The organism is Chryseobacterium cupriresistens, assembly GCF_046614675.1.
GTDB lineage: Bacteria > Bacteroidota > Bacteroidia > Flavobacteriales > Weeksellaceae > Chryseobacterium > Chryseobacterium cupriresistens.
The window spans coordinates 746185-766216 of record NZ_JBKKJT010000003.1 but is presented as its reverse complement, the minus strand read 5'-3'; the positions used below and the strand labels follow the sequence as shown (position 1 = coordinate 766216).

At 35.8% G+C, this 20032-nt stretch carries 21 protein-coding genes; 6 read left to right on the top strand and 15 right to left on the bottom strand.

Annotated features, from left to right (window positions below):
- The first annotated feature begins 1233 nt into the window (after positions 1 to 1233).
- The gene (locus ACLI50_RS12325) at positions 1234 to 1464 is read left to right on the top strand and encodes a hypothetical protein (RefSeq protein WP_411413900.1); all 231 of its coding nucleotides are present in this window, start codon (positions 1234 to 1236) and stop codon (positions 1462 to 1464) included.
- Between the two features lie 175 nt (positions 1465 to 1639).
- Here the strand turns inward: ACLI50_RS12325 and ACLI50_RS12320 are convergent, their stop codons facing one another.
- The 5 genes from ACLI50_RS12320 to ACLI50_RS12300 form a co-directional block, all read right to left on the bottom strand.
- Positions 1640 to 1861, bottom strand: coding sequence for a hypothetical protein (locus ACLI50_RS12320; protein WP_110011647.1), 222 nt, complete (start codon positions 1859 to 1861; stop codon positions 1640 to 1642).
- Between the two features lie 147 nt (positions 1862 to 2008).
- Entirely contained in the window at positions 2009 to 2584 is a 576-nt protein-coding gene (locus tag ACLI50_RS12315; protein ID WP_202842757.1) for a hypothetical protein, read from the bottom strand.
- Positions 2585 to 2751: 167 nt separating this feature from the next.
- Complete coding sequence (locus ACLI50_RS12310; RefSeq protein ID WP_228406592.1) at positions 2752 to 3789, bottom strand: peptidylprolyl isomerase; 1038 nt, start codon at positions 3787 to 3789, stop codon at positions 2752 to 2754.
- Between the two features lie 82 nt (positions 3790 to 3871).
- Positions 3872 to 4384, bottom strand: coding sequence for an FKBP-type peptidyl-prolyl cis-trans isomerase (locus ACLI50_RS12305; protein ID WP_062670348.1), 513 nt, complete (start codon positions 4382 to 4384; stop codon positions 3872 to 3874).
- A gap of 172 nt (positions 4385 to 4556) precedes the next feature.
- Positions 4557 to 5627: a branched-chain amino acid aminotransferase gene (locus ACLI50_RS12300; RefSeq protein ID WP_411413899.1), complete on the bottom strand. Its 1071-nt coding sequence runs from the start codon at positions 5625 to 5627 to the stop codon at positions 4557 to 4559.
- A gap of 85 nt (positions 5628 to 5712) precedes the next feature.
- Here ACLI50_RS12300 and mnmC2 point away from each other — a divergent pair, with 85 nt between their 5' ends.
- Both mnmC2 and ACLI50_RS12290 read left to right on the top strand, forming a co-directional pair.
- Positions 5713 to 6387: a tRNA (5-methylaminomethyl-2-thiouridine)(34)-methyltransferase MnmC2 gene (gene mnmC2 / locus ACLI50_RS12295; RefSeq protein ID WP_062670352.1), complete on the top strand. Its 675-nt coding sequence runs from the start codon at positions 5713 to 5715 to the stop codon at positions 6385 to 6387.
- A 213-nt stretch (positions 6388 to 6600) separates the two neighbouring features.
- Complete coding sequence (locus tag ACLI50_RS12290) at positions 6601 to 7017, top strand: NUDIX domain-containing protein (protein ID WP_137903943.1); 417 nt, start codon at positions 6601 to 6603, stop codon at positions 7015 to 7017.
- Positions 7018 to 7038: 21 nt separating this feature from the next.
- Here ACLI50_RS12290 and ACLI50_RS12285 read toward each other — a convergent pair whose 3' ends face one another.
- Positions 7039 to 7743, bottom strand: a complete 705-nt coding sequence (locus tag ACLI50_RS12285; RefSeq protein WP_062670356.1) for a DUF4294 domain-containing protein — start codon at positions 7741 to 7743, stop codon at positions 7039 to 7041.
- A 51-nt stretch (positions 7744 to 7794) separates the two neighbouring features.
- Here ACLI50_RS12285 and chrP point away from each other — a divergent pair, with 51 nt between their 5' ends.
- Both chrP and rpe read left to right on the top strand, forming a co-directional pair.
- Positions 7795 to 8868 (top strand): chryseobasin maturation metalloprotease ChrP, encoded by a 1074-nt coding sequence (chrP, locus tag ACLI50_RS12280; RefSeq protein ID WP_062670358.1) that lies wholly within the window; start codon positions 7795 to 7797, stop codon positions 8866 to 8868.
- Positions 8869 to 9199: 331 nt separating this feature from the next.
- Positions 9200 to 9850 carry a ribulose-phosphate 3-epimerase gene (gene rpe / locus ACLI50_RS12275; protein WP_034698534.1) on the top strand — a complete coding sequence of 217 codons (651 nt, stop codon included), beginning with the start codon at positions 9200 to 9202 and terminating at the stop codon, positions 9848 to 9850.
- A gap of 206 nt (positions 9851 to 10056) precedes the next feature.
- Here the strand turns inward: rpe and chrI are convergent, their stop codons facing one another.
- Genes chrI through chrA form a run of 3 tightly spaced genes read right to left on the bottom strand, consistent with a single transcriptional unit; the run spans position 10057 to position 11903 of the window.
- Entirely contained in the window at positions 10057 to 10548 is a 492-nt protein-coding gene (chrI, locus tag ACLI50_RS12270; protein WP_411413898.1) for a chryseobasin maturation helper ChrI, read from the bottom strand.
- Positions 10549 to 10580: 32 nt separating this feature from the next.
- The gene (gene chrH / locus ACLI50_RS12265; RefSeq protein ID WP_411413897.1) at positions 10581 to 11678 is read right to left on the bottom strand and encodes an MNIO family chryseobactin maturase; all 1098 of its coding nucleotides are present in this window, start codon (positions 11676 to 11678) and stop codon (positions 10581 to 10583) included.
- Positions 11679 to 11681: 3 nt separating this feature from the next.
- The gene (gene chrA, locus ACLI50_RS12260) at positions 11682 to 11903 is read right to left on the bottom strand and encodes an MNIO class RiPP chryseobasin precursor ChrA (protein WP_202842766.1); all 222 of its coding nucleotides are present in this window, start codon (positions 11901 to 11903) and stop codon (positions 11682 to 11684) included.
- A 152-nt stretch (positions 11904 to 12055) separates the two neighbouring features.
- Between chrA and ACLI50_RS12255 the strand changes: the two genes are divergently transcribed.
- A complete protein-coding gene (locus tag ACLI50_RS12255) occupies positions 12056 to 13903 on the top strand; it encodes an alpha-L-fucosidase (RefSeq protein ID WP_411413896.1) in 1848 nt (615 codons plus the stop codon).
- Between the two features lie 66 nt (positions 13904 to 13969).
- Here the strand turns inward: ACLI50_RS12255 and ACLI50_RS12250 are convergent, their stop codons facing one another.
- The 6 genes from ACLI50_RS12250 to ACLI50_RS12225 all read right to left on the bottom strand — a co-directional run bounded on the left by ACLI50_RS12250 (position 13970) and on the right by ACLI50_RS12225 (position 20028).
- On the bottom strand, positions 13970 to 14386 hold the full coding sequence (locus tag ACLI50_RS12250; RefSeq protein WP_034722935.1) for a nucleoside-diphosphate kinase: 417 nt from the start codon (positions 14384 to 14386) through the stop codon (positions 13970 to 13972).
- A gap of 645 nt (positions 14387 to 15031) precedes the next feature.
- On the bottom strand, positions 15032 to 15958 hold the full coding sequence (gene rsgA / locus ACLI50_RS12245; protein ID WP_062670366.1) for a ribosome small subunit-dependent GTPase A: 927 nt from the start codon (positions 15956 to 15958) through the stop codon (positions 15032 to 15034).
- A 162-nt stretch (positions 15959 to 16120) separates the two neighbouring features.
- Positions 16121 to 17200: a chorismate mutase gene (locus ACLI50_RS12240; RefSeq protein WP_047431451.1), complete on the bottom strand. Its 1080-nt coding sequence runs from the start codon at positions 17198 to 17200 to the stop codon at positions 16121 to 16123.
- Positions 17201 to 17598: 398 nt separating this feature from the next.
- The gene (locus tag ACLI50_RS12235; protein ID WP_238349684.1) at positions 17599 to 18174 is read right to left on the bottom strand and encodes a hypothetical protein; all 576 of its coding nucleotides are present in this window, start codon (positions 18172 to 18174) and stop codon (positions 17599 to 17601) included.
- Positions 18175 to 18212: 38 nt separating this feature from the next.
- A complete protein-coding gene (dnaX, locus tag ACLI50_RS12230; protein ID WP_411413895.1) occupies positions 18213 to 19298 on the bottom strand; it encodes a DNA polymerase III subunit gamma/tau in 1086 nt (361 codons plus the stop codon).
- Positions 19299 to 19395: 97 nt separating this feature from the next.
- Positions 19396 to 20028 (bottom strand): TetR/AcrR family transcriptional regulator, encoded by a 633-nt coding sequence (locus ACLI50_RS12225; protein ID WP_047375406.1) that lies wholly within the window; start codon positions 20026 to 20028, stop codon positions 19396 to 19398.
- Between the last annotated feature and the right edge of the window lie 4 nt (positions 20029 to 20032).

Sequence of the window (20032 nt, the reverse complement as noted above, 5' to 3'; positions counted from 1 at the left end):
TGCCACCAGTTCATCTTTGGCTACATCTATTCCTACAACCTGTTTTAATGCACTCATATTTTTATCTTTAAATAAAAGCAAGTCTTCCTTCGTTTTGTCTCCTGATTATTATCCAAGATATCTTTTTAGATCCTTTAAATTCTGTTCAAACTCTAAAAGGAATAAAGAAGTGAGGACATTTCTAAAGCACAATATACTTCCTGAGTTATTTAGCCAAAACTGTTCTCTCACCCCTTTTGCTTTGTATGTAAATTTATTCTTTTGCAAACATAGGAGCCGAAACTTATAATAATTGTGAAAATGTCTTTAACTGTAGATTTCACAGATCGCCAAGAATGATTGATACTTTTGATGAATATTTTTTTTAACTATCCAATTATATTTGTAAAAAAATATACGCAGGCATCCGTGTCAATCTGTGAAATCTGTGGGACTCTTATAAGTTTCGGCTAAAGCCATCGAAAGATATTCATAAAATATAAAACGGGCTAAAGCCCATTCCTATTGATTCTGTTGAACTGTTTAATTGGTGTTATTCGTGAAAAATATTGGTGTTATTCGTGGTTTATTCAATTAACACAAATGTCACTAATGCTTTCAGAAATAACAAGAATTGAATAGTTTATATTATGAGGATGTCGAATAGCCTAGTAATTTTAAATATATAAAAACACTTCTCCTCCGTAATATTTTCTTTGTTCATTATTATTAGCTTTAAAAAACAGAAAATTTTTCTATGTTTAAGGAAATAACAGAAGAAAAAACGCTTCACCACTGCTCTCATCAATCCCGTGAAACAAAGTGTTAATCGAACAAACAGAATTTTGGCATGATATTGGCATATAAATTCTTGAGAAAAAATTAAAAAAACACTAAGGATGAGAAAAAAGGTTTTCTGTGGATTTTCAGTTTTTCCACTGATTCAAGTTCATATCTAGTATATGAATCCTTTTTTTTCTACGATGCCGTAAAAGATACGGGCTCGTGATTAATTAACCCCCGTTAGTTTTTCACAGCAGTTTTGCACCCGTATCTGACTGGTATCACAATAACCAGGAATCATTGATTGATTCAAAAAAAACAAAAATATCCCGGACTTTCAGCCCGGTATTGCGATATAAATAAATGGCAAAGTCATCGTGAACCTTAGCCCAGTAAAGGAATATATTCTTTTTACCGTGATGAGTGCGCCTTTATGCTATAAATTAATGTATAACCCTTAAAATGTTAGTAATGATGAGAGCCTTTTTTGAAATGATTTTTAAGAGAAATGAAGATGCTGCAAAATTGCATATATGGAGCCTAATGCTGGTGTTAAGTTTTGCTGCATTTTCAGTGTTGGTATACGCCTTAAAACCTAGCTTTAACAGCTTAATTATATACCTGACGGCATTTGCCGCTTATATCGGGTTTGGCCTTGTATTCATCAGTTCCCTGGCCGGAACCAAGATGAAGAAAAGATAACAGAACATATAACTTTTCAATTTATTTTACTGAGAAAACCGCCCTGTTTGGGGGCGGTTTTTGTTTACGATCTTACTCCATTTATATTGTTAATAATAACATAGTATTTCTAACAAAAAAGCCACTCCTTCCGGAGCAGCTTCCGATAACAAAGTTATCTTAACATCGTAAAAACTTATTCTTTAAACAGATCCTTCATCATTTCTTCAAGGATCTTCTTTGTTTCTTCTTCAATCATTTTCCCTGACTTTTCAACGAGTTCTTCTCTGAATGGTTCACAGCAGGCTTTTATTCCAAAACCTTCATCTGTTTTTACAAATTCCGGATGCCTACTGTGTTCTTTGCATACTTCAGATTCTATTTCCTTCTTTATCTGGTCGTAATTCAGGTCAAACATATTTTTTTATTTTGTTTTTTTAAGTGCATGATAAAGATAGAAGTAATAAATTCATACCGAAATCCGTATTTCTACGGTATTTTCAGGAAACAAAAAACCGTCTTTTTCGGGACGGTACGATTCAATGTAAAAATTAATGTTTATTCTTTAGAACTTATCCAGAATTTTCTTGGGTAAAATCTTCACCAGTTCTTTTTTATATTCTTTTTCAAGAATAACAAATTTCCATGTCTTTTTATCTTTTGAAACCGCACAGGCTTTCATAGCGGCGTTGATGAGATATGAGCCTTCACTGGCGACATATTTCACATTATTTGCTCCGTATTTGGCTGTCAAAGCACCGTTCATTTTCTTTTTCATATCATCATTTAATGAACTGACATTGCATTTCAGTTTCAAAAAATAAGGGGTAATAGAAAAATATTCCCCGGTTATGAGTTCAGGCTTTTCAATATTTCCAAACTTCAGATCTTCTACTTCAATTTTCATAAATGGATTATTGTAAGTCATATTCAAAATCTGTGTCATCTGCTCTTTTGACACTATGGTGAAGAATTTTGGATATATGCCGCTTACCGCCTGATCTATCTGTTTGGATTGAATGCTGTTGACAAAATAAGTAAGTGATTTTCTGATTGCTGCATCGTCAGGATTTGCTTTAGTCTGGGAAAAAGCCATCAACGACAGCATAATGAACAGAAACAGAAGTGATTTGGTTTTCATTTTCTTGATTATTGTTACAAGTTTAAAATAATTCGTATCAGAAAAACAGTGAGCCTTTCCGGATAGTAAATGGGTCGTACCATTTACGCAGATCGTTACAGAATATCTCTCAGCAGAATAAAAAAAGCCATCCTCTCGGACAGCTTTGATACTATTGTGAAATTCAATTATTTTACTTTTACAAGCTCAACATCGAAAACCAACCATGAGTTTGGCGGGATCACTCCTCCTGCTCCTCTTTCTCCGTAAGCCATTGCAGGCGGGATCAATAATGTAGCAGTTTCACCTTCTTTCAATAACAGGATACCTTCATCCCATCCTTTGATTACTCTTCCCATTCCGATTGGAATTTCGATAGGCTCGTTTCTCTTGAATGAAGAATCGAATTCAGTTCCGTCTACCAATTTACCTGCATAGTGTACAGATACATTGTCACCAGCTTTTGGAGCTTTACCGTCAGCTGTTTTTGTAATTTTATAGTAAAGGCCTGATTCAGTTTTTTGCATACCAGCTTTTAGGTTTTCAACCAATTTCTCCTGGTTAGCTTTGAATTCTTCTTCTCTTTTCTTTTTTTCAGCTTCTTCTTTAGCGATGAAAGCTTTATTGTTTTCTGCGATTTTAGCCTTTCCTTCATTGAAAGTTTTAGCTGCATCGTAATGCTTGTACTCATCACCTTTGCTGAAAACAGAAACTTTTTCTAAAACAATATCTGTTTTAGGTTTATCCTGAGCTCCTTTTTCAACGTTAGCAATCGCATCAATTACCTCATTTCCTTTTACCACTTTTCCGAAGATCGTATGTCTTCCATCTAACCAAGGGGTAGCCACTTCAGTAATAAAGAATTGAGAACCGTTGGTATTTGGTCCTGAATTCGCCATAGAAAGAATACCTTTCCCTGTGTGTTTAAGGTCGTTTCTTTCGTCTTCGAATTTATACCCAGGATCTCCCATTCCAGTTCCCTGAGGATCTCCTCCCTGGATCATGAAGTCTTTAATTACTCTGTGGAAAATAGTTCCGTCATAGTAAGGAACTCCTTTAGCCTTAGCTTTGTTGTCGATTTTCCCTTCTGCAAGACCGATAAAGTTGGCTACAGTTACTGGTGCTTTCTTGTCCTCAAACTTCACAATCAGGTTACCTTTTGTAGTTTGAAGATTGGCATAAAGTCCGTCATTAAGACCTTCGTAAGTTTCTTTGTCTACGTTCATTTTTTTATAAATTGGGGTACAACTCATCAGCGAAATACTTGCCGCTGCCAGAATTATATTCTTGTTAAACAATTTCATGTATTTATAAAGCTTTTAATTTTATGATTAATGGAATGTCGTTGTCTATTTTCTTTTCGTCTCCGTATGTTCCGTAGGCCAAAGAAGACGGTACCAAAAGTGTTACTTCCTCTCCATCATGTATAAAACGCAAAGCGTTCTCCACTGCTCTCAGTTCATCAAAGTGTCCGAATCTGGCATCTCTTCTTTCAAAAGGCTGATCGTAGATTTTCGTCTGATCAAAATCATACAGATCATAAGAATAGGAAATTGTTGTTTCATCCTTCCTTCTTTCTCTTTGATCATAGCCTTCTACCGTTACCCAATAATTAAGCTGCGTTGGATAATACTTCACAGACTGACTGCTGATCCAATCCTGAATCTGCCCTCTTTCTATGACATTTAGATTTTTCATCCTGTTCTTAGAAACATCCAGATCTTTCTGGCTTAAAACCCCACCTACAGGGGGATGTGCCGTCTGTGCGTTTCTGTTACAGCTCAACAGGCTTATGGCTGATATGAAGAGTATTTTTTTCATAAACTTTTGCGAAAATACACATTTCGGGAATCAATTACAAAACTTGACACAGAAATATGTGAATGTTGTAACGCATTGATCTTAGCCAAAAACTCTTCGTCCATTTTACGTGAATAGGCATATATGAAAAAGCCGGGAAAAACCCGGCTTTCATATCGTTATATCAATAGTATTATACTGTTTCCAATACGTGACCTACCATCACTCTCCATCCGAACGGATCTTCAGACAAATTGGTTTGTAAGTCTACCAGATCTTTCTTAAGGATAGCCGCATAGCTTTCTTCATCAGATAATCTCGGAAGCACAAGTTTTTCTCCCTGATATCCTAAAGCCTGGAATTGAGTGGTTACTACTGCTGTACCTACTCCCCATACTTCTTTAAGTTCACCATTCTTTAAAGCTTCGATTACAGTTTTTACCGCAATCGGTTCAATTTTCACTTCGATACCTCTTTTCTTCGCTAACTGGATGAAGCTGTCTCTCGTTACTCCGTCAAGGATTTTCTCAGATGTTGGCGGCGTATAGATCGTATCGTTGATTCTAACAAATACGTTCATTGTACCACTCTCTTCGAAATATTCGTGTGTAGCATCATCCGTCCAGATGATTTGCTCATACCCTTCTTCAATGGCCAATTGTGTAGGATAGAAAGAAGCCGCATAGTTACCTGCAGCCTTTGCAGAACCTACCCCTCCGTTTGCCGCTCTTGAATAGTGATCAGAGATCTTTACAGATACCGGTTCTGAATAATAACTCTGTGCCGGTGTTGCAACGATGGCAAACATATATTTATTAGCAACTCTTGCTTTCAAAGCTTCCTCTGTAGCAAAAATCAAAGGTCTGATATAAAGCGACATTCCTTCCCCCTGTGGAATCCACTCTCTGTCAATATCTACCAAAGCTTTCAATCCGTCTAAAAACATTTCTTCAGTCACTTCCGGCATAGCAAGACGTTTCGCTGACTTGTTGATACGTTCAAAATTCTTTTCAGGCCTGAAAAGGAAAACCTGCCCGTCTTTGTCTTTATAGGCTTTCATACCTTCAAAACAAGCTTGTCCATAGTTTACTCCCATCATAGCAGGCGTAAATGGAATCGGACCGTAAGGAACTAATTTTACATCACCCCATTTTCCGTTTTCATACTCACAAATGATCATATGATCGATGAAAGTACTACCAAATGAAAAATTGTTAGGGTCAAATGTAGAAATTCTGGAGTTTTCAGTTTTTTGAATTATCATTTTTTAAAATTTTTACGATGTTCTACAAATTTAACATAATTTTCTAAATATAAAAATTTTAGAGTAAATTTGACAAAAAATTAGCTTGAAAAGAGAGATTAAGACCACAAACGACGGAAGTAAAACATTGTTTATCAATGATTTAAATGAGAACTACCATTCTCATCACGGAGCCCTGCAGGAAGCCGAACACGTGTTTATCAAAAATGGACTGAATTTAATAAATGATTGCGAAATTAATATTTTAGAACTCGGTTTTGGAACAGGTTTGAATGTTTTGGTAACAATTAATGAATATTTAAAAACTGACAAAAATCATGTCATCAATTATTTTTCGCTCGAAAAATACCCCATAAATGAATCCGAAGTTAAGGATTTGGCTTACTTTGAACTTTTTGATAACCCAGAGTTTAAAAATATTTATCAGAAAATTCATCTGGCAGATTGGGAAAAATCAGTAGAAATCATTAGTGGATTCAATTTAAAAAAGATAGAATGTGACTTTTTCGACCTGAAAGACATTGATCTGCCTAAAATTAATCTTGTTTACTTTGACTGTTTTGGAGCCAGAGTACAGCCAGACCTTTGGGAAAAGCCATTGTTTGAACTCGTAGCTGACAAAATGGCCATTAACGGATTATTAACCACCTACTCTTCTAAAGGCAGTGTAAGAAGAATCCTTCAGGAACTGAATTTCAAGGTGGAGAAAAAACAGGGACCTCCGGGAAAAAGAGAGATGATTAATGCAATTAAGTTGTAGAAGGAAGCCGGAAGATGGAAGCTGGATGTTTACAGCCGGGTGCTTAATTAATTTTGATTTTTTATTTTAAAATAATAATCAATATATAAGATACGTTGGTTCAATATTATTAGAAACAGATAGTATTAAACTTCCAGCTTCACGCTTCCAACTTCCGGCTTTTTCCAACAAAATTCCTTACATTAGCTATACAAAATATTATACATTATATATATGATAGACAAGATCAACATTAGAGTGTATGCCTGTGCGGTAAAAGATAAACAAGTTTTAACCTTATTTGAAGAATATGCCGGCGAACCTTTAATGAAATTTCCGGGCGGCGGATTGGAATACGGTGAAGGAGTCCTGGAATGTCTGCATCGTGAGTTTGATGAAGAGCTTAATGTCAAAATCAATATTCTGGAACATTTTTATACTCAGGAAAATTTTCTGGTATCGCGTTTCAGAGAAAACGAACAGCTCCTTACCATATATTATATAGTAGATATCGTTAACGAGGAAGACTTTATTATTCTGGATCCCTGTATTGAAAAAACAGAATGGATTGATATCGACAGACCGGACAATCCTTTTCCTCTTCCTATAGATAAAATTGTATTTGATAAATTAAAAGAAAAATTCCTGTAAGCATTCTTACAGGAATTTATATTATTTCTTTACTTTAAAATCATTAGCTCCGGGATAAGGCTGCAGATAACCTGAGTTCCAGTTGGACTGCAGTAATGATTCTATAAATTCATCACTTCTGTTGGTGTGGGGATCATAGCGTTCTTTCAGGTCAATATCAGCCATTTTTCCTTTTACATTCCACCAGAAAGCACTCCATCCACCTCTTAATTCTTTGATAATCTCAAATACATTTTTTCCGGTTGCCCTGTTCATCAGTTTTGCAAAAACCTGTCCTTCGGTAGTCGTAAGATCTCTCAATTGTTTTTCATATTGGTCAGCCAGTATATTCTGTCTTTCTCTTACAAACTTTCTTTTGGCTTTGCTGTCCAGATCATTCATATCTTTCTGGATATCTCTGTACTGCTGCAATGCAGTCACAAATAACGGATATACCCTGTACAGCTTTTTGTTGAGAAAATAATAGTAATTCTTATCCAGCTGGTTATTAAATCTCGGTTTATTCACTAAAACCAACTCATCCAATACGACTACAGGCTCTCCATTGATTTCATACACCTTAATCTTCTGCTGTTCATCATAATAATATTTATTACCAAATTCATCCACTTTCAGAGATTCAGGCGGGTACTGATTGAGTGGTTTCGCCACTATCCCATCCTTCTGACCGAAAACACTTACTCCAAAAAAGAGAATAAAAAGGCAGATAATCTTACTAAAATTCATTATTTTTACACTTATAAGAAGAAAAATTAAACGCAAAAATCATTCCTTTTTATGAAATTTGAAAAGAAATCTTTGAAATTTTTAGAGAAATATTTAAACACATCATCTCCAACAGGTTACGAACATAAAGGTCAGGAAGTCTGGATGGATTACATCAGACCTTACGTAGATAAAATTGAAGTAGACCATTATGGAACCTGCTATGGGATCATCAATCCGGAAGCTGAATTCAAAGTAGTGATTGAAGCACACGCTGATGAGATATCATGGTATGTCAATTATATTACAGATGACGGATTGATCTACGTCATCCGAAACGGAGGTTCTGATCAGACGATTGCTCCTTCAAAAGTTGTCCATATCCATGGTGAAAACGGAATTGTAAAAGGGGTATTCGGATGGCCGGCTATTCATACAAGAACCAATCAGAATGAGCCTACGCCTAAAATTGAAAATATCTTCATCGACTGTGGTGCGACTTCTAAAAAAGAAGTGGAAGAAATGGGAATTTTTGTAGGTTGTATGATCACCTACCCGGATGAATTCTTTGAAATGAACGACAGATATTTTGTCTGCAGAGCTCTGGACAACAGAATCGGCGGTTTCATGATTGCTGAAGTTGCCAGGCTGCTAAAAGAAAATAAAAAATCTATACCGTTCGGACTTTATATTACCAATTCTGTACAGGAAGAAGTAGGTTTATATGGTGCAGACATGATTGCTGATACTATCAAACCGAATATTGCCATTGTAACGGATGTTACCCACGACACTACAACTCCGATGATTGAAAAGAAAAAAGAAGGAGATCAGAAATGTGGTGCCGGACCAGTAGTATTCTTTGCTCCAAGCGTTCATCATACTATCAGAGAACTGATTATTGATACTGCAAAAACCAAGAAAATTCCTTTCCAGAGAGCTGCCGCCAGCAGAGCTACCGGAACTGATACAGATGCCTTCGCCCATTCCAACGGCGGAGTACCAAGTGCTTTAATTTCCTTACCTTTGCGTTATATGCATACTACGGTAGAAATGGTCTCTAAAGAAGATGTAGGTAATGTTATTAAACTTATCTATGAAACAGTTCTTAAGATCAAGCCGGAAATGAAACTGAAGTATCATTAATTAAAATGAAGGCTATTTCTGATTTAATAAAAAGACCAACCTTTATCTCTATTGTATTTATTACACTTGTAGTGCTAGGGATTCCTTTAATTGTCTATCAATTATTTACATCCAATCCCAGTGGAAGCTTAGGAATTACAATAGAAATAATTTTCTTTTTAGTACTGTTTGGACTGCTTGTAATCGACAGATTTCTACTCATAAATATTAACAATAAAAAGTTATCTGTCATAGAAGTGGTGTTAATAACAGGATATCTAGCCATTTATTACTTCACCCATGACCATTCATTTTCAATAGGATAATAAAAGTAAAAGTATAAAAAGTAAAAATGAAAACGAAGCTTATTGCTCCATCCCTTTTATCAGCAGACTTTGGGAATCTGCAAAGAGACATTGAAATGCTGAATAATTCTCAGGCCGACTGGTTCCACATTGATGTCATGGACGGAAGATTTGTTCCTAACATTTCTTTTGGTTTTCCGGTGATGAAAACTGTTCAGCAGCATGCTAAAAAATTTGTGGATGTTCACCTGATGATCGTGGAACCTGAAAAATATGTTGATGAATTCATCAATCATGGTGCTGACCTTGTTTCTGTTCATTATGAAGCATGTACCCACCTTCACAGAACTATTCACCATATTCAGAGCAAGGGAGCAAAAGCAGGTGTTGTTTTAAATCCTTCTACTCCTGTATTGATGCTTGAAGATATTATTGCAGATGTGGATCTTGTATTGTTAATGAGCGTAAATCCGGGATTCGGAGGGCAGAAGTTCATTGAAAATACTTACAAAAAGATTGCAGAAACCAAGGATCTGATCTTAAGTAACAACTCAACTGCACTTATCGAGGTAGACGGAGGAGTAAATCTTGATAACGCTTCCAAATTATTTGAAGCAGGTGCCGATGTTCTTGTTGCGGGAAATGCTGTTTTCTCAGCTGAAAGCCCGGAAAGAACAATCGAGCTTTTAAAAATCTAAAGAAACTATCTTTATGATAAACAAAAGGCAGCCATTGGCTGCCTTTTCTCTTGTTTGGAAATTTAAGTCGTCCTGGTTATAATCTTTTTTTCAACATATTGAAATGTTTAAAATGGTCTTGCTAACAACACAAAGATCTGAATAAAACCAGACGTACACATCGGTAGAAATACGTAATTTAATAGTAGGTATTTTCACTTAATCCTTTATAATTCTTTATTCCAGACACAGGCACAGACTACAAAAAGGATGGTAATGACGGAAAAAACAGTTCTTATATTATTGAGAAAATTCCATCTGTTTTCAAAATTTTCCCGCATCTGTCTGATCGCTTCTGCTGTAGAATTAGAGATATCAAATTTATCCAAAGTATCATTCATCGGAACATTTCCGGCAACCGTTACCCCAAAAACTCCAATCAGATAAGCCAGTGTAGCAAGAAGAAGAAAAATAAAAACAGGCTGCTGTCCGCGGAGCAAAAATGTAGATAAGGGAAGAAGAATCATAGTTCCCATAAAACTCATAAAGAACACCGGATTCAGGATTTCCCTGTTGATATTCTGCATTGCTTTCAGGTATTCTGTATCAGAAAGTTTTCCCAGACCGAGAACAACTGAGCATGAATACGCATAGAAAAGTCCTCCTATCAAAGCAGTGAGGACAGCGGTAATGATCAATACTAATGTTGTCATTTTCATATAATTTGATTTTGGTTATCAGGATAGAATAATTAATAAGGATTCCATTTTTTAATGATATTCTGCGCTGTAAGAATCATTTCAGCGTCCCAGTGTTGTGTTTTAAAATAATGAAAGTCCAGATCTTGAATAGCCTTCACATCTGAGTTATCATAAAGAAGCCTTGTGAGTTTCGACTGTTCTTCATACAAAAGCAGGTCTTCCAAAGGTTTTTCGGAAAGTTTCACTTCCTTTTTACACCAACGTTTTTTTTCTTTGAATTTCAGGTCTGAAGTTTCAATTATTGTTCTGACTTTATTAAAATCATCCAGAAAATCATTTCTTTCTTCTTCGGTTTTCAAGGTATGCCCCAATCTTTCAATAATAATGTATTCCAGATTTGGACATTGCGCAAGAACCGAGGGTAAAACAGAGAGAATTTCTTCAGGAATAACATCATCATGCGTATCTCTCCTCACCTGCTTCTTTCCATACGCACTCTCCTGCCAGCTTCCGCCTGAAAGATGGATTTCTTTTATTTTATGGAGTGGGTACAAGTTTATTATTTCCTGAAGACCGACTTCAAAATTACAGGACTGGCAGTAAATATTATGCAGATCAAGAATCAGGAAACCATCGGTATCTTCTATCAGTTTATCAAGAAAAACACCTTGCTCTTTCACATCATCAATGGAAAACGAGAATGCCAGATTTTCTACGCCTACAGGAATATTGACAGCTTCCTGAAGTCTGTATAACCTGTCTTTCCCAATCTGTAAGGTTTCCGGCCCCAGAGATACCGGCAACGGAACTCCCTGATGAAAATTTTCAGTATTCATGAAGCCAAAATGTTCCGTGATATGATTGTATTTCCGCAGGCTGACTTCTTCTTTAAGTTTTTTCAGCCATTCTTCCTGCCTTGCTGTCCATCTTGCATCAAATAAAGAATAATATACTCCATGCCCTATTAAACGGTAATTTTCTGCGTAAAAATTCAATAGATCCAGAAGCCAGTCCGGTTCATTGGTATGATAAAGGGTATCAAAAGACCATTCCATCACTTCGATGGAATTATTCTGCAACAATGGCAAAACAGCAGAAACAAAATCCGCTTCTGCCATCATTGATACTCCTAACATCGGCTTTCTCATCTTCTATCCCATTCCACAGGCCGGACAACCATATTCGCGGAGTACAAGGGTATCTTTTTTAACTACCGGTTTAGGGGCTCCCGGTTTTTTCTTTTCAACGGTATCCGCGGAAGTGGCTTTCTTTATTTTTTTGACAGGCTTTTTTGTTTTAGTTTCTGGTTTAGTGGTCTGTGCAGAAACACTTACCGCCAATAAACTTGCCATTAATATTGCTGGAATTTTCATAATTGCTTTTTCGGGTAAATTTTACAATAAACGTTCCATTTATAAAATACAATAATAAGAAACGTTTTAACAACAATTATCATTAAATATTACAAACTATTCTACACTATAATGTTTTCTTTATCTATATTTAATGTTAAAATAAAACATATATGAAAAACAGTCTGATTAAAGCTGTTTTCCTTGGGTTGATATTATCTGCACATAGTATCGACGCACAGGTTCAGACAGTTGATAACAGCAAAAAGATGGAATGGTTTAAAAACGCCAAACTGGGAATTTTTATTCATTGGGGAATCTATTCGGTTAATGGAATCTCGGAATCATGGTCATTCTTCAATAATTATATCAATCACGAAAACTATATGAAACAGCTGAATGGTTTTTCAGCTTCAAAATACCAGCCGGAACAATGGGTAGATCTGATAAAAGAATCCGGAGCAAAGTATGCTGTCATTACCACAAAACATCATGACGGAGTTTCATTGTGGAATTCAAAGGCAGAAAAAGCAACTACCATCCCTAAAAATTCTCTGGCCGGAAAAGATGTGTTAACTCCTTTTGTTTCCGCGCTGAAAAAGTCAGGATTAAAAACAGGACTTTATTTCTCTCTGCCGGATTGGAGCCATCCGTATTATGATGTCAATACCCGTACAAAAAAGCGTTACGAAATCAAAAGTAATCCGGCACGCTGGCAGAATTTTATCAGCTATTATCAGGGTCAGCTTAATGAACTTTCTACCCAATATTCACCTGACCTTCTCTGGTTTGATGGAGACTGGGAACATACTTCCGAAGAATGGAAAGCTTCTCAAACCCTGGATTTACTCAGGAAATACAATTCCAATATCATTATTAACTCAAGACTCAATAATCATGGTGATTACGATACTCCCGAACAGGGCATTCCGGTAGTTCCTCCCCAAAATCAATATTGGGAACTTTGTTATACCATGAATGATTCCTGGGGGTATCAGCCTTTTGACAAAAGTTATAAGACACCCAATATGATTGTAAGGACTTTGGCAGATGTGATCAGCATGGGAGGAAACCTTTTGCTAGATATCGGTCCAAAATCAGATGGCAGCATTCCGGAAGAGCAAATTGAAATTCTGAAAAACCTGGGCAGATGGACATCCAAAAATGAACATGCCATCTATGAAACAACACGTGGAATTTCTTTTGACAACTATAAAGGAAAATCAGCGTTTTCAACCTCGAAAAAATCTTTGTTTCTTTATCTTGAAGAAGCTAAAAAACTTACAAAAATCTATGGACTGGCAACAAAACCCCTTTCTGTAAAAATCATTGGAGATCCATCTGCTGTTGTTACGATGGATTATAATGCCGAGAAAACACTGAATTTGAATTTCTCCAAAGTAAAATTTGACAAGGATGTCACGGTGGCAGAACTTGCTTTTGACACTCCTCCGGTATTTTTAAAAGATTTTAAGAAAAGTGAACTTTCTCTTTCCAAAATACTGAACAACAAAAATACTCAGGAAGCAGTCTATGATATGAGCAATGTATTGCATAACGGAAATAATCTACTTAACAATGAAGGCTTAACCTCCGATGGCCTTGATATGAAAATACAGAAAACACCTTCAACAAACCCGGAAACACTGCAATGGATAAGTAAGCATGCAGAAGCGTTTTTTGAGACCGGAAAAGGACTGCCGGAAGGTCATTTCTCAGGAATGAGCGCTCTGTCAAAAGATAAACAGACTCTGTATCTTTTTGTGGAAGGAGTTCCTACAGGACCTATTGCTTTGAAAGGAATAAAAAATGACATTGCCAGAATAAGAATCGTAGGTGAAGGGAGTATGCTCAATCATACGATCTATAATAAACTTTACTGGAGTGACCGCCCGGGAATTATTTATATTGATATCCCTAAAGAAAGACTGGATAAACAACTGACGGTGATAGCAGTTTTGCTTAATAAACCTGTTGATCTGTACAGAGAAAAAGTGGGAGCCATTGAAAATAATCTTTAAATAATCCTATAAAAAACAAAATCCGGAGAAAATTCTCCGGATTTTTTATTTTGTAAGATGATTTTCTTAGAAAATCTCTCTTCCTGAAAAATGGAATTGAGCTTCGATTAATGCATTCTCGTCAGAATCTGAACCGTGAACAGCATTTTCTCCGATGCTTCTTGCAAACATTTTTCTGATTGTACCTTCTGCAGCTTCTGCAGGGTTAGTAGAACCAATTAATGTTCTGAAGTCTTCAACTGCATTGTCTTTTTCTAAAACTGCTGCAACGATAGGACCAGAGCTCATGAATTCTACCAATTCTCCATAAAATGGTCTCTCAGCATGTACTTCATAGAATTTTTTTGCATCAGCAACTGTAAGCTGAGTTAATTTTAAAGCTTTGATCTTAAAACCTCCTTCAGCAATCTTACCCAATATAGCACCGATATGTCCGTCAGCAACTGCATCAGGCTTAATCATAGTGAATGTAATGTTAGACATAAATGTATATTTTTTTAATGGCGCAAAATTACAAAAAATATCTTTGATTTTTATTTTAATTTTTTTTTAACATAAAAATAACTTTTATTAAGAAATTGTAACACAAACTTTGGCACAGTAATTGTTTATTCTATTGCGATTCTCATGTTTAATTTGAGTTTTCATGGTTATTAGTTTTTACCCAGCTTCGGCTGGGTTTTTTATTTGCAAAAAATGAAGGTATTTTTTATTAATTATGTAATTTTTTAATTAATATTCAACCATATTTAACGATTTTATTCTTTTTATTGCAATTGGTGAAATAATTTTATTTTTTGAAAATCCAATCTCATGGTGGTCAGAAATATGACAAAAGTGGAGTTATCTGCCAAAATTGTAAAATTGAAAAGTAGAGTTATTTAAAAACGAATATTTTTTCATTTAAAAATCAAAAAAATAAATTACAAAAAATAAAATCCATCAAATACATTAAACTAATCTTAAAAAAAATAATAGCGGTAAATATTATTCTTTAACAAAAGAAAGTACTACCCTTGACAACGGTGTCATTTCGGTAAAATAGTTTTAAACAGAAAAAGAGACCATCCAATGATAGTCTCTATATTATTTCTAACAAAATTTGTTCTGTTAAATAAATTTTATTGATTATTTCTGAGAAGCTTCTTCTGCCTCGTCCATCAGTTTAATGTAAGTAGCATAGCGCGAATGCTGAATTTCTCCTGTTTCAAGGGCATCGATAACAGCACATTTAGGTTCATTGATGTGAAGGCAGTTGTGAAATTTACATTCTTCTCTCTTTTTGAAAATTTCAGGAAAGTAATGCTGTACTTCTTCTTTTTCAATATCAATCATTGCAAATTCACGAACCCCGGGAGTATCGATAACGTTTCCTCCAAAATCCCAGAAATGCATCTGGGCAAAAGTTGTGGTGTGCTTACCTTTCAGGTGGGTATCTGAAATTTCAGAAGTTTTTAAATTCAATCCCGGCTGCAAAGCATTCACTAAGGTAGATTTTCCACAACCTGAGTGGCCAAAGAAGACGGAAGTTTTATCTTTAAGAATTTCCTGAAGCTGATCCAGATTCAATTTAGAATAGGACGAAATTTCCAGAGTATCATATCCTATCTCCTGATATAGGAATTCAATATCTTTTACAATTTCAATTTCTTCTTCGTGCAATACATCAATCTTATTAAAAAGAATCAGTGGTGTAATATTATAAGCTTCACAGCATGCCAGGAACCTGTCAAGAAATCCTAATGATGTTTCAGGATGTTTCAGCGTAAAGATAAAGCACGCCAAATCGATATTGGAAGCAATAATATGAGCTTCTTTGGAAAGATTTACGGATTTTCTGATCAGATAATTAGAGCGGGGTTCAATTTTCGTGATCCAGGCAATATCATCCTGTTCCAGTTGAAACTCAACAAAATCTCCTACAGCAAGTGGATTGGTAAGTCTGGTTTTTATTAATTTGAATTTCCCCCTGATTCTGGCCTCGAAAATTTTATTTGTTTCCAATTCCAAAACCTGGTACCAACTGCCTGTAGATTTAATGATTTTTCCTTTCATAGATAATGCTGGTGCAAATATACGCAATTAGGGCTTAGCATTCAGAAAATAGGGTCAAAAACACAATGTTTCAATTCTCCTAAATACTGATGGCCAAGCCCTGATTTATTTTTTTACTGTATATATAGTAAAAATTATACTACTCTTACTATTATCCGCAATTTATCTCTCGATCATAATATTATTCTGAACTTCAATAGATTCTTCGTGAATCGCTTTGAATACTTTTTCAATAAACTCCTGAGACATTCCTGTTTCTTTTGCTTTTTGGGTAGCGTATTCTGTGATTACTTTCCAACGTTCAGGCTGGAAGATCGCAATGTCATTTTCTTTTTTAAGCTTACCGATCTTTTCAGAAATTTTCATTCTTTGAGAAAGAAGTTCAATTAACTGGAAGTCAAGATCGGAGATTAAAGTTCTGTGTCTTCCCATTTCTCCTTCAAAACCGGCAAGATTAGAGCTTCTCACTTTCAGATTTCCGATAAGATCTGCAAGAACTTCAGGAGTAATCTGCTGGGAAGCATCGCTCCACGCCTCATCAGGATTGCAATGTGATTCAATGATCGCTCCCTGGTATCCTACGTTAAGTGCTTCCTGAGTAATATCAGCAAGACCTGTCCTGTTTCCGCAGATGTGAGAAGGGTCGATTAACATTGGAATATTTGGAAACTGGCTCTTGAAATCAAGGGCAATCTGCCAGTTTGGATTGTTTCTGTATTTTGTTTTCTGGTAGGTTGAAAATCCTCTGTGAATAACTCCAAGGTTTTTAATGTCCTGTCCTAAAAGCCTTTCCAATGCTCCGATCCATAAAGCAAGATCCGGATTTACAGGATTTTTCACAAATACCGGCTTATCAGTTCCTCTTAATGCCATTGCAATTTCCTGTACCGTAAATGGATTTACTGTAGAACGTGCTCCGATCCAAAGAACATCTACGTCTGCTTCTAAAGCTGCAAATACGTGGTGTGCATTGGCTACCTCAGTTGCTGTTTTAAAACCGTATTCTTCTTTTACTTTTTTCAGCCAGTTCAAACCGATCACTCCTACTCCTTCGAAACCGTTGGGTTTGGTACGGGGTTTCCAGATTCCGGCACGGAAAACGGATACATTGGCATTGGATTCCTTAATTCTCCTGGCCGTTTCAAGCATCTGAGCTTCACTTTCCGCACTACATGGTCCTGCAATCATTAGTGGCTGTGTAAGCCCATCGATCCACTCATTTTTTAAATCATTTAAATTCATTATTCTAAATTTTATTGTTTTTTTATATTATTTATTCATTGACAGCAATAGCCCTTTGGATTATAAAATTTAATTTATAATTCTTTTCAAAAAATGCAGTTCAAAATTGTTTAAAGGAATCAGGAAAATAATAGGGCTCTACTTCTCCTGTATTTTTTGGAAAGAAATTCAGTTAACAGTACCAATAAAATCGGTAATACGTTCTGAAATTTCTATAATAAGAAGCAGAAAAACTAAAATAACCGCTAAAAAAATAATTAGCGGGTGCAAAAAAAGACTGATATGTGTTAATCAATTTTTCCATTATATCTGGAAATGTCTTGTTTTAGCGTTTCTGGTTTAATTTGTTTTTGTCAGAAACTTATTTCTGACAGAAATATTTGACAAATATATAAAAATTATGTCAAATCAAACTTCATTAAATCATCAAGATCTTTCAAAAGTGGATTTTTTTCTATAAACTTTTCAAATAATTTTCTCTTCGTCACCACCTCAATCTTCAGATTTTCAACGTCTCTGACGTATTCTACCTCAATAATATGATTCTGAATTTTTCTTTTAAAATGATTAAAAAATTCTCCACTTATTTTATCAAATTCCACTTTTGCAGAGTCTGACGGGAACAAAACTTTGATTTTATGCTCTTCAGCTTTTACCAGTTTAAAGGTTTTTACCGCATTAAATACAAAGTTATTTTTTACCTGAAGCTGTTTAAGCATAATTTTCCATTCCGTCTGCAGATCTGTATCTGTAAAATGGTTTTGAGGAAGATTTTCAGTTCTCACCACAACATCTTCTGCTGTTTCCACTTTATCTTCTTTATTCAAAAAGGAATTGATGCTGAAACCGGAGGATATTCCCGGTCTTGACAAAGGTTTGGTAGTTTTGGTCACAGAAACTTCCTGAACCATCTGAGTAGTAACAGACAGCTGTTCTGTTTTAACTTCTTTTTTCTCCGGAGTTTTTTCCGGCATTTTCACCTCCTGTTTCTCACTGAGAAACGGAGCCAGTATCAGGAATTTTTTTTTTTAGTATCGCCTAAATTAGCTGTCAGTGAAGCCAGCTGCATTAATGCAATTTCAACCGTAAGTCTAGGGTTTTTGGAATTCTTATAATTAATATCTGCATGGTTGCAGATTTCAATACCATCAATAAGCTGCTGGGCGGCCCATTTCTGTCCCTGCTCTACAAACCTGGTCTTGGTCTTCTCTCCTACTTCAATGAGTTCCATGGTGGAAGCATTCTGTGCCATCATCAGGTCTCTGAAATGATTTCCTAATCCGGCAATGAAAATATGAGGATCAAAACCTTTCTTTACAATCTCATTAAATGCGAAAAGCACTTCAGGAATTTTGTTTTCCCTGGCAAGATCCACAATATTCAGATATTGATCGTAATCCAGAATATTGAGCACTTCGGCGGCTTTTGCCAGTGTAATATTTTTCTGGGAGAAAGTCGAAAGTCTGTCGAAGATAGAAAGTGCATCTCTTAATGCACCGTCTGCCTTCTGAGCAATCAGGTACAGGGCATCATCTTCATACTGGATATTTTCTTTCTGGGCAATGTTTCTCAGATGGCTCTGTATGTCTTCGATGACGATTCTTTTGAAGTCATAAATCTGACAACGGGATAAAATTGTTGGAATAATTTTATGTTTCTCCGTGGTAGCCAAAATAAAAATAGCATGCGCAGGCGGCTCTTCCAGCGTTTTAAGGAATGCATTGAAAGCGGCAGAAGACAGCATATGAACCTCATCAATGATATATACTTTGTATTTACCCACCTGAGGTGCAAAGCGTACCTGATCTATAAGTTCTCTGATATCATCAACAGAGTTATTGGATGCAGCATCCAATTCATAGATATTGTAAGCAAAGCCATCTTCTGAAACCGAGCCATCTTTCTCATTGATCTTTCTTGCCAGAATTCTGGCACAAGTAGTTTTACCCACACCACGAGGACCACAAAAAAGTAATGCCTGAGCTAATTGACTTTCTTCAATTGCATGTTCTAAAGTATCCGTAATATGGGATTGTCCTACAACCGTATCAAACTCCTGAGGACGATATTTTCTTGCAGATACTATAAAATTTTCCATTGGTCAAAAATAAGAAATATAGTTTTAATTTGAAAATTAAAAGTTTTCAAATATCAACAAAAACATATTTCTGTTCAAATCGGAAAACTTTTAACCTCTATTTTTTTTTGCTGTAGGCAAAGTCAATCAACTCAACAATAGCGCCTTCAATCTCTTTTCGCCCTTCTTCAGTTTTCAGGTCAATACCGCAGAACTTGTTTGCGTTATATCCTGTATAAAGGTTAAGATAGTAAGCTCCGGAAACAATCAGAGCCATAATTGCCCTGTGTCTTGTTGCTACTCCTTCACCAAAGTAAGGATCTGAGATGTTTCCAAATAAAACTTCTCCAACTTCTTCTCGTTGTTCAACTAATTTCTTAAGAATAGGCTTGCTTTCTGAAAGCTCCCAAAGGATAATCTTCTGAAGTTCTTTATTTTTCTTCAGGTTTTCGAACTGGTTCAAGACCACCATTTTAGTAAGCTCGTGTCCACCGTCCGAGAAATCCATATCAACATCCTGGTTGACCTGGCTCCAGTAATCCTGAGACTTGATATATTCATCGATCAGCTTATCAGTACTTCCAAAGTACTCATAGATCAATTTTTTATCAAATCCGGCTACGGCAGCTATTTTGCTTACTTTTAATCCGGAATATCCTTTTACTCTTAAAATTTTACCAACTGCAGCAAGCAGTTTCTGCTTTGTTTTTTCTTTGTCCCTAATGGGGCCCTGCACTACTTTTCTAGGCATAATT